The 9,500-nt window shown below is 56.1% G+C and carries 7 protein-coding genes and 1 pseudogene; 4 read left to right on the plus strand and 4 right to left on the minus strand.

Annotated features, from left to right (window positions below):
- Positions 1-70 precede the first annotated feature (70 nt).
- Both AACY26_RS05235 and glyA read left to right on the plus strand, forming a co-directional pair.
- Complete coding sequence (locus AACY26_RS05235) at positions 71-4,240, plus strand: EAL domain-containing protein (RefSeq protein ID WP_339511630.1); 4,170 nt, start codon at positions 71-73, stop codon at positions 4,238-4,240.
- Between the two features lie 151 nt (positions 4,241-4,391).
- Entirely contained in the window at positions 4,392-5,645 is a 1,254-nt protein-coding gene (glyA, locus tag AACY26_RS05240; protein ID WP_339511632.1) for a serine hydroxymethyltransferase, read from the plus strand.
- A gap of 123 nt (positions 5,646-5,768) precedes the next feature.
- Here the strand turns inward: glyA and AACY26_RS05245 are convergent, their stop codons facing one another.
- On the minus strand, positions 5,769-6,275 hold the full coding sequence (locus tag AACY26_RS05245) for a DUF3015 domain-containing protein (RefSeq protein ID WP_339511634.1): 507 nt from the start codon (positions 6,273-6,275) through the stop codon (positions 5,769-5,771).
- Between the two features lie 243 nt (positions 6,276-6,518).
- Here AACY26_RS05245 and AACY26_RS05250 point away from each other — a divergent pair, with 243 nt between their 5' ends.
- On the plus strand, positions 6,519-6,890 hold the full coding sequence (locus AACY26_RS05250) for a PilZ domain-containing protein (protein WP_339511636.1): 372 nt from the start codon (positions 6,519-6,521) through the stop codon (positions 6,888-6,890).
- A gap of 20 nt (positions 6,891-6,910) precedes the next feature.
- On the opposite strand, the gene radA is transcribed toward AACY26_RS05250, so the two are convergent.
- The gene (radA, locus tag AACY26_RS05255) at positions 6,911-8,275 is read right to left on the minus strand and encodes a DNA repair protein RadA (protein ID WP_339511638.1); all 1,365 of its coding nucleotides are present in this window, start codon (positions 8,273-8,275) and stop codon (positions 6,911-6,913) included.
- A gap of 90 nt (positions 8,276-8,365) precedes the next feature.
- Positions 8,366-8,611, minus strand: a complete 246-nt coding sequence (locus tag AACY26_RS05260) for a YdcH family protein (RefSeq protein ID WP_339511640.1) — start codon at positions 8,609-8,611, stop codon at positions 8,366-8,368.
- 240 nt (positions 8,612-8,851) lie between these two features.
- Between AACY26_RS05260 and mscL the strand changes: the two genes are divergently transcribed.
- Entirely contained in the window at positions 8,852-9,259 is a 408-nt protein-coding gene (mscL, locus tag AACY26_RS05265) for a large-conductance mechanosensitive channel protein MscL (RefSeq protein ID WP_339511642.1), read from the plus strand.
- 63 nt (positions 9,260-9,322) lie between these two features.
- On the opposite strand, the pseudogene AACY26_RS05270 reads toward mscL, so the two are convergent.
- Positions 9,323-9,500, minus strand: a pseudogene (locus AACY26_RS05270) (IS110 family transposase); the annotation flags it as partial.

The following is a 9,500-nucleotide window of genomic DNA, read 5'->3' on the forward strand; positions in this document are numbered from 1 at the left end:
GGTCATATAAGTGCCATCTACCGCTTCAGCCAAGACTCCGCTCCCTCCGCCAGAGCTTCAAGCTACGCCCATGCGCAGCTCGCTTAAGCGTAGCCTGGTGGTTTTGGTGCTGGTAATGCTGGCGCTGCTGCTTTGGCAACTGATGCTTGAGTCGCGCAACCTGCTGCAGACGCAACGCCAACTAGGGCTGGTGTACAGCAGCCAGCTGGCCAACAGCCTAAGTATGAACATGTCGATCAAGGCTCAGTCCGCGCAAACCTTGCTGCGCGCCAAAAAACTGAACCCCGATCGCGCAGATGAGGCATACAAGCTACTCGAAACGCTTACCGCCATTTACCCGGCCATCGACAGTATTGCCAGCCTGTCCGCCAGTGGTGAGATTATCGCCGACAGCGCAGCCGGTAACGCTGACGCAGGTTTTATCAGCAGTCTGGTCAAGCGCCATTATGATGCGGCCTACTATTATGCATTCACCGCCGAGCCTGACGGCCGCTACTACCTGCTGCTGAATAAGGAAAACGGCTATTGGCTGCTGCGTTTTGGCAGTGGCGCCATCGCCAGTTGGCTACGTAACCAGCAACTGGATGCTTACCAATGGCTCTTGGAAGACCGTTTTACCCAACGCGCTATTGTCGGCCCGCATAACAAACCCAGGACAGGCAACAGGGTATTTCCACCGGTAACCGCCAGCGACCTGGCGCAGACCATCCATATCTCGCCGATTGAACACAGTGACTGGCAATTACGCGCGCTGTTCGATGAAGACCATGTGTGGGCCCAGCAATTACCGACGCTCGCCGGAAAGTTCCTGCTGTTTATCCTGTGTTCTGGCCTGACACTGTTTGCGCTGTACAGGCTGCTGCTCGATCAAAGCCGCCTGCATCAGGCCAATGCCGACTCGAAACGCTCGCTACGCCAGGCGGCAAGCGCACTTGGCGCTATTGAAGAGCGGGTTCTGGTCACTGACAGCCAAGGCTATATCGATTATTTGAACCCTCAGGCGCAAAGCCTGTTTGGCTTGACCGACAAAGCCCGCGGCCAGCATATCTTTGAAGTGCTGCCGCAGCTTGATCCGCTACTGCTGCAAGGCAGCGCCTTCAGCAATGACATCAGCTCCGAGCCGCTGGAGATTGAGTTCAAGGGCCAGAAACGTTTATTCGATATCAACCGCAGCAACCTGAGCGATGGCGAGAACCGCAATGGCTACGCCTGGGTGCTGCGTGACGTCACTGACGAGCAACACGCCACACGCGTGCTGCTCAGTGCACGCCGACGCTATCAAGCTATTTTCGATGGCACCGGCACCGCGCTGTGCGTGCTCAACCTCGCAACACTTATGCAGTACCTGAGTGATCAACAGGTCACATCAACTGCCGAGCTGGAGCAGTGGCTGCAAGACAACCCGGATCAACGCCAGCAACTGCCACGCCTGATGCGCGTCAGTGAGACTAATCATGTCGCCCTGCGACTGCTCAAGGTCAACACGCCAGGTGAAATCTGGGAGCTGCTGTTCAACCGCGGCGAGCTGGACTTGGCTGACTATCGCGGCGAACTGCTTAACGCCCTTCTCAGCGGTAAAAACCAGTTTGATCAAGAAATCAGCCTGCTCACGCCCGATGATCAGGAGCACCACTTGTGGTTGCAGATCAACCTGCCCGAAGACGAAGACGACCTCAACTCGGTGACACTTAGCATCACCGACATTACCAGCCGCAAGTACACCGAGCTGTCTTTGATCGAACGCGAGCGCTTCTGGTCAGGCGTGGTCCAGGCCGTGCCTGACACACTCTATGTGCATGACATGAGCAATAAGTCGGTGCTCTTCAGTAATCATCACTTGGGCTTGCAGCTTGGCTACACCCTGCAAGAGCTGGACGCCTTAGGTGAATGCTTCTGGGAGCATCTGCTGCACCCTGACGACAGCGACTACTACTACCGCATCCGCAACCTGCAACACGTAGTCGGCAACGGTATCCTGCTTGAGTCACAGCTGCGCTGGCGCCATCGCAATGGTGACTGGCATTGGTTCAGCATCCGTGAGCAAGCCCTGTCGCGTAACGCAGCCGGCCAGGTTGATCGCCTGATCGGCGTGGCCAAGGACATTTCGGAGCAGATCGAGCACAGTGAATCGCTGCGCGACAGCGAGCAGCGCTATCGACTGCTGGCTGAAAGCACCTCGGATGTCATTTTCTCGACCGACAGCCTGCTGCAAGTTGATTACGTCAGCCCCTCGATCAAGACCCTGCTCGGTCACGAGCCCGAGCAGGTCAAAGTCCAAGGCATGTTCAGCCTGGCAGCCACGCCCGCGCAGCTCAAGGAGCTGCAAGAAATCGTCGATGAACTGCGCATGGCACTGGGCGACCCGATGCGTGTGGCCGAGCTGGCCAGCAAGCTACAGCCACGGCTGTTTACTTTCGACTGTTTGCGCAGTGACGAACGTAAAGTCCCGATGGAGGTGCGTTTAGTCACCATGTGGGACGAAAACAATCGATTCAAGGGCCTGCATGGCGTTGCCCGCGATGTCACTCAGCACCGCCGCGTGGAGAATGAATTGCGCATGGCGGCCACGGTCTTCGAGCACTCCACCGCCGCCATTCTGGTGACCGATCCTGCAGGCTATATCGTGCAGGTCAACGAAGCCTTCAGCCGCGTGACGGGCTACCACTCGACGCAAGTGATTGACCAGTTGCCGAGCCGGTTGACGGCTGATCGGCAGCAGGCAAACCAGTTGAACTTCATCCTGTCCCAGCTCAACCAACGCGGTAGCTGGGAAGGTGAAGTGTGGCTCAAGCGGCGCGACGGCGAAAACTTCCCGGCCTGGGTCGGCATTACCGCAGTCCAGGATGACGAAGGCGACCTCGTCAGCTACGTGTGCTTCTTCAGTGACATCAGCGAGCGCAAAGCCAGCGAACAACGTATCCATCGCCTGGCTTACTATGACGCCCTGACCCTGCTGCCAAACCGCACCTTGTTCCAGGACCGGCTGTACACCTCATTGCATCAAGCCGAGCGCGATGCCGAGTGGGTGGTACTGATGTTTCTCGACCTTGACCGCTTCAAGCCGATCAACGACTCGCTGGGGCACGCGGCCGGTGACCGTATGCTCAAGGACGTCGCCACCCGCCTCGCGGCCTGCGTCAACGACAAGGATACAGTTGCACGCATGGGCGGTGATGAGTTCACCCTGCTGTTGAGTTCCAGCTCCAGCCGCGACAACGCGCTCAATCGTGCGATCCACGTGGCCGAGCAAATCCTCGCCAGCCTGGCCAAGGCGTTCGTCCTTGAGGGCCGAGAGTTCTTCGTGACCGCCAGTATTGGGATTGCCTTGAGCCCGCAAGATGGCAAGGAACTCAGCCAACTGATGAAAAACGCCGATACCGCGATGTATCACGCCAAGGAGCGCGGCAAAAACAACTTCCAGTTCTATCAAAGCGACATGAATGCTCGTGCGCTAGAGCGTATTGAACTGGAAAGCGACTTGCGCCATGCGCTCGAACAGGGCGAGCTGATGCTGTTTTACCAGCCGCAGTTTTCCGCGAACGGCCAACGCCTGACGGGTGTTGAAGCCCTGCTGCGCTGGCATCACCCGAAACGAGGTTTGGTCGCGCCGTCCGAATTTATTCCTGTATTGGAAGAACTTGGGCTGGTCGCGGATATTGGCGACTGGGTAATTGCCGAGGCCTGCCGCCAGTTGAAATCCTGGCAAGAACAGGATGTGCGCGTGCCGAAAATATCGGTCAATTTATCGGCCCGCCAATTCGCCGATGGCGACCTCGACAAGCGCATTACCCGAATCCTCAGCGAAACCGGGGTCGATGCAGCAAGCCTTGAACTGGAGCTGACCGAAAGCATCCTGATGAATGATGTGGCGAACGCCCTGCAAACCCTGACCAGCCTCAAGCGCTTGGGCTTGAGCATTGCGATTGATGACTTTGGTACCGGCTACTCGTCGCTCAATTACCTCAAGCAGTTCCCAATCGACGTGCTCAAGATTGACCGCAGCTTCGTCGATGGCCTGCCGCAAGGTGAGCAAGATGCGCAGATAGCCAGGGCGATTATTGCCATGGCCCACAGCCTGAACCTGGCAGTGATTGCTGAAGGTGTTGAAACCCAGGCCCAACTTGATTTCCTGCGGCGCTACAACTGCGATGAAATCCAAGGTTTCTTGCTTGGCCAGCCGATGCGCGCACACCAGATAAGTGCCCAGTTCAGCGGCACGGCATTATTCATTCTTAATTGATGCTACCCAGGCCCCGTAGCAACTCCATCGAGCCGCCGGCATGAGCCCCACTTGTCAGGCACATGACCGCCATTCATACCCGCACACCTGAAGTATGGGGTAGAATCCGCACCCTATTTCTTCAGCCCAGCTGTTTTCTCAGGGGATTGCTATGTTCAGCCGTGATTTGAATCTTGCCCGTTTTGACGCCGAATTGTTTGCCGCGATGGAGCAAGAAGCCCAACGCCAGGAAGAACACATCGAGCTGATCGCCTCGGAAAACTACACCAGCCCAGCGGTGATGGAAGCCCAAGGCTCGGTACTGACCAACAAGTACGCCGAAGGTTATCCAGGCAAGCGCTACTACGGCGGCTGTGAATACGTGGATATCGTCGAGCAGGTCGCGATTGACCGCGCCAAGCAACTGTTCGGCGCCGACTATGCCAACGTTCAGCCACACTCTGGCTCGCAAGCCAACAGTGCGGTCTACATGGCCCTGCTCAATGCTGGCGACACCGTTCTGGGCATGAGCCTGGCACACGGTGGCCACCTGACCCACGGCGCCAGCGTCAGCTTCTCTGGCAAGATCTATAACGCTGTTCAGTACGGCATCAACGACGAGGGCCTGATCGATTACGATGAAGTTGAGCGTCTGGCCGTTGAGCACAAGCCCAAAATGATCATCGCTGGTTTCTCGGCATACTCGCAGGTTCTCGACTTCCCGCGTTTCCGCGCCATCGCTGACAAAGTCGGTGCCTACCTGTTCGTCGACATGGCTCACGTTGCCGGCCTGGTTGCTGCAGGCGTTTACCCGAACCCGGTGCCATTCGCTGACGTGGTGACCACCACCACCCACAAAACCCTGCGCGGTCCGCGTGGCGGCTTGATTCTGGCGCGCAAGAACGAAGAGTTGGAAAAGAAATTCAACTCGGCAGTATTCCCAGGTGGCCAAGGCGGCCCGCTTGAGCACGTCATCGCAGCTAAAGCGGTGTGTTTCAAGGAAGCCTTGCTGCCTGAGTTCAAGACTTACCAGCAGCAAGTCATCAAGAACGCCCAGACCATGGCCAAGGTGTTTATGGAAAACGGCTATGACGTGGTTTCTGGCGGCACAGAAAACCACTTGTTCCTGCTCAGTCTGATCAAGCAGGACATCACCGGTAAAGAAGCTGACGCCGCACTGGGCCGCGCCTTTATCACCGTTAACAAGAACTCGGTGCCAAACGACCCACGCTCACCATTTGTAACCTCAGGCCTGCGTATTGGCACCCCTGCCGTTACCACTCGCGGCTTCAAAGAAGACGAGTGCCGTCAGTTGGCTGGCTGGATTTGTGAAGTACTGGCCAACATTGGCGATGACGCGGTAGAAACCAAGGTACGTGGGCAAGTCAAAGACCTGTGCGCACGTTTCCCGGTTTATGGTGCGTAAATCACCTGAGTGGGTAGCGCGTTGTTACCCACTCTAGAGCAACCGGCAAACCTTGGTATCTAGCCTGGTTTGTGAAACGAAAAAGCCCGCCAAAATGGCGGGCTTTTTCGTAGCCAGGAGTTGTTACGCAGGTGTTTTAGCGTAAGCGGCCAGTTTGCTGTCGCGGCTCATGACTTCCATGGTGGAAGCCAGTACTTGCTCGCTAGTGACGTCGGCTGAAGAGAAGATCGTGTTGAAGTTCTCATGGGTGACCTTGGCGAACTGCGCGCGGTCACTTGCAGGAATACCCAGCAGTACAGCGTAGGCATCCAGTGCTTCACCCTGGCCTTGGGCCATGTCTTCAGCGATAGAGTCGAGCATGCCGTTCATTGCAAGCATCGAACGCCCACCATAAGTGAGCTTACCGCTAGTGCTGCAACCGTTGGTGCCGGACGTCATGCCAAAAGTGGCGTTACCGGAGGTGCCGTTGGTTGTACTGGCCAGGAAGTGCGGTGCGAGGCCACGCTGACCGTCAAACAGCATGTTACCCCAACCGCAAGCCGGGCCGCCTGGCGCTTCGGCATAAGCCCCAACGCTGGCAACAGTCAACAAACCGAAAATCAAGCCTTTGCTCAGCAATCGCTTTTCCATTTTTCTAGTGCTCCACCAAAATATAATTATAAAACTGCTCTAGCAGCTTTGGTTAAAGTTGCAAAACTGTCAAATGAGTTGCGTATGCCAGCACCAAAATCGGGCAGGCCCGTCACCGTATTGCCCAACGATTTAAAGGGTTTTACGCCAAAAACCGCGATTAAAATTTTTTTCCTGCCAAGCAAAGGTATTCAGCTCTACAAGCTTGACTATAGTGTTGAGAACGCAAATAAGGAGTTGAATATGAGTGACACAGACACGGAGCGCAGACGCTTTCATCGCATTGCCTTTGACGCACCGACAGAAATATCCCAAGGCGCAAAGCGCTGGGAAGTCAAACTGCATGACGTGTCGCTCAAAGGGCTGATGGTTGAACGCCCCGCTCAATGGCAAGCTGATCAGCAGCAACTGTTCGATGTGCAGATCAACTTGAGCGAGGTTGCCAAAGTACGCATGGAAGTAACCCTGACCCGCGACGATAGCGGCTTGCTGGGTTTTGTTTGCGAACACATTGACCTGGAGTCAATAAGCCATCTGCGCCGCCTGGTCGAACTCAACCTAGGCGACGAATCCATGCTTGAACGTGACCTGAGCGCACTTGGTGAAGATAGCTAGATCGCACTGTCCCTGCCCGTTCAGTCAAACAAGGCATCCAGCGCTTGTTCAAGCCGCGTCACAGCAATGACCTGCAAGCCTTGCGGCGCCTCTTTCGGGGCGTTGCCCTTGGGCACGATCGCACGTTTGAAACCATGTTTGGCAGCCTCTTTCAAACGTTCCTGCCCGCTCGGCACCGGACGAATTTCCCCCGATAAACCGACTTCACCGAATACCAGCAGATCATTGGCCAGGGGCCGGTTACGCAGGCTTGAAATCACCGCAGCCATCAAGGCCAGATCCGATGCAGTTTCGAGCACTTTGACCCCACCGACGACGTTGAGAAACACATCCTGATCGTAAGTTGGAATACCACCATGGCGATGCAGCACCGCCAGCAGCATGGCCAGGCGGTTTTGATCAAGTCCCAAGGTCACACGGCGCGGGTTGCCCAGGTGACTGGTATCGACCAGTGCCTGAACCTCCACCAGCATTGGCCGCGTGCCCTCCCAGGTTGCCATCACCACGCTTCCAGGCACTTCTTCCTGGGCACGCGTCAGGAAAATGGCTGAAGGGTTGGTCACCTCTTTCAGGCCCTTGTCGGTCATGCCGAACACGCCGAGTTCATTGATCGCGCCGAAGCGATTCTTCACCGCGCGTAACAGGCGCAGGCGGCCGTCCGATTCGCCCTCGAAGTAAAGCACCGTATCGACCATGTGCTCCAGCACCCGTGGCCCAGCCAGTGCGCCTTCCTTGGTGACATGGCCAACGAGAAAGATCGCCGTTCCACTTTGCTTGGCAAAGCGCACCAGCAAGGCAGCACTTTCACGCACTTGCGCCACACCGCCAGGCGCAGATTGCAGTTGTTCGGTGAAGATGGTCTGGATCGAGTCGATCACCATGACCTTGGGCTTTTCCTGGCGCGCAGTGGCAATGATGGTTTCGATGCAGGTTTCGGTCATGACCTTGAGCTTGTCTTCCGGCAACCCCAGGCGCCGCGCGCGCATGGCAACTTGCTGCTGCGACTCCTCGCCCGTGACATACAAGGCTGGGAAGCGCGTGGCAATATTGCACAGGGTTTGCAGGAGGATGGTCGACTTACCAATGCCCGGGTCGCCGCCGATCAGCACCACCGAGCCATCCACCAAACCGCCACCCAGCACACGGTCAAGTTCGCCAGAGGCAGTGGAAAAGCGCGGCATCTCTTCAACACTGACTTCAGCCAGGGTTTTCAATGGCGCCTGCTGGCCTGCCCAACCACTGCGCCCGCCAGGCGCAGCGGCATTGGCCTCGACCATGGTTTCAACCAGCGTATTCCAGGCGCTGCACTCGCCGCACTGACCGGCCCACTTGGGAAAGGTGGCGCCGCATTCAGTGCAGCCATACAGACGTTTGGCCTTAGCCATCGGCAGACTTCCTCAGAGCAAAGCGTCCATCATAGCCTTTCCTGAGCAAGCAGCGACAATCCGCAAGTCTTGTCCGGTATGCCTGTCGATTTAGCCCTGGTGACCATTGAGCAAAGCGGAGATGTCGTCCTTGAGCGTAACGCGCTGCATCTTGAGCCCCTGCAGGTTCAGGTCATCCATCGCCTCGTGGCCGTCTTCGATCTCATAGATGCGCTTGTCCAGTGCCTCATACTCTTCAGCTAGCCGGGCAAAATGTTTATTCGACTGGGCCAAGGTGCTGAACTTTGAGGCGTATTGAGGAAACTCGTTCTTGAGTGAGTGATGTTCCAGCGGCATGTCTGCACCCTCTTGATGTATGTACTTTCAGACTAGTCGAGCCAGCGAGCTCTGCTTGCCCGCTCGGTAAACCCAATATCCGGAACAAGAATTCACAACTGAAGCATCAAGTTTTTAGCACCCGCGTACCCCCTTTAAAATCCAGCAGCCGTATTTTTGACAAACCAGGGTTAGCGAGTGGCTAAATGTATTTGAGTGTTTAGAATGAATACATAATCAAATAGCGCAGGGATTGGAAACATGAGCATTATCAGTGAGTTCAAAGCTTTTGCCGTTAAAGGCAACGTGGTCGACATGGCTGTCGGTATTATCATCGGCGCGGCGTTCGGTAAAATCGTTGCATCCTTTGTTGGGGACCTGATCATGCCTGCGTTGGGCGTACTGATCGGCGGTGTCGACTTCACGGACTTAGTCATCGTCCTCAAGGCCGCGCAGGGTGATATCCCAGCCGTTACCATGAATTACGGCAAGTTCATTCAAACGCTGGTCGACTTCCTGATCGTGGCGTTCGCCATTTTCATGGCGATCAAAGTGATGAACAGCCTCAAGCGCAAAGAAGAAGCAGCCCCGGCCGCACCTCCAGCCCCGACTCAGGAGCAAGTATTGCTGGCTGAGATCCGCGACTTGCTCAAAGGTAAAGCCGAATAAGCCAGCGCAGTTTGCTGAATAGCTTGGCGTCACCACTGCCCCTCGTAGATACCGTCTTAATCCTCATCGCGCAACAGCGAGATGAGGATCAAACGGTTTTCCGGATTTTAGTACGCCGTAGGCGATGCAGAGTAGCTTGCGCATAGCTGCACAGATGATCTGTTTACCCGTTTTGCCATTGGCTTTCATTCGCTCAGCCAGCGCCCGAATAGCGGGGTTATGAGTGATGGAAACGATGCCT

The organism is Pseudomonas sp. RL_15y_Pfl2_60, from assembly GCF_963970595.1.
Taxonomy (GTDB): Bacteria; Pseudomonadota; Gammaproteobacteria; order Pseudomonadales; family Pseudomonadaceae; genus Aquipseudomonas.

Excerpts from the sequence above, each read along its gene's own strand:
- AACY26_RS05235 (WP_339511630.1), top strand. The coding sequence starts at position 71 with ATGCGCAGCTCGCTTAAGCGTAGCCTGGTGGTTTTGGTGCTGGTAATG.
- glyA (WP_339511632.1), top strand. The coding sequence starts at position 4,392 with ATGTTCAGCCGTGATTTGAATCTTGCCCGTTTTGACGCCGAATTGTTT.
- AACY26_RS05245 (WP_339511634.1), bottom strand. The coding sequence starts at position 6,275 with ATGGAAAAGCGATTGCTGAGCAAAGGCTTGATTTTCGGTTTGTTGACT.
- AACY26_RS05250 (WP_339511636.1), top strand. The coding sequence starts at position 6,519 with ATGAGTGACACAGACACGGAGCGCAGACGCTTTCATCGCATTGCCTTT.
- radA (WP_339511638.1), bottom strand. The coding sequence starts at position 8,275 with ATGGCTAAGGCCAAACGTCTGTATGGCTGCACTGAATGCGGCGCCACC.
- AACY26_RS05260 (WP_339511640.1), bottom strand. The coding sequence starts at position 8,611 with ATGCCGCTGGAACATCACTCACTCAAGAACGAGTTTCCTCAATACGCC.
- mscL (WP_339511642.1), top strand. The coding sequence starts at position 8,852 with ATGAGCATTATCAGTGAGTTCAAAGCTTTTGCCGTTAAAGGCAACGTG.